The following is a 539-nucleotide window of genomic DNA, read 5'->3' on the forward strand; positions in this document are numbered from 1 at the left end:
GATGATTTCGCGTCTTGCTATCATGATGGGTGGTCGCGTTGCTGAAGAAGTCACATTTGGCAAAGAGAACATAACATCCGGTGCGTCATCTGATATTGAACAGGCTACAAAGCTAGCGCGTGCAATGGTAACACAATGGGGCTTTTCTGATGAGCTTGGTCAAGTTGCCTATGGTGAAAACCAGCAGGAAGTGTTCTTGGGCCATTCTGTGGCGCAGTCACAGAATATGTCGGAAGAAACAGCTAAGAAGATTGATGCTGAAGTTCACCGTTTGATCGATGAGGCGACCGCGACCGCACATGACATCATCAAAACCAAAAAAGATGAATTTGTGGCAATCGCTGAAGGCCTTCTTGAGTATGAAACACTCAGCGGTGATGAAATTGCATCTATCATCAAGGGTGAAAAACCTGCTCGTGATATGGGAGATGACACGCCGCCAAGTCGTGGTAGTGCGGTTCCATCTGCAGGCGCAAAAGCTGAAAAGCCCAAAAAGTCTGGTGGTGAAGAACCTGATGCGGATCCAGAGCCAACGCCTG

The 539-nt window shown here is 48.2% G+C and carries 1 protein-coding gene; it reads left to right on the forward strand.

What is annotated here, in order from left to right; translation table 11 throughout:
• Positions 1-539: cell division protein FtsH (locus JJ917_17845; GenBank protein ID MBO6700689.1), on the forward strand; the 539-nt coding region annotated here is incomplete at both ends.

The organism is Hyphomicrobiales bacterium (genome assembly GCA_017642935.1).
GTDB lineage: Bacteria > Pseudomonadota > Alphaproteobacteria > Rhizobiales > MH13 > MH13.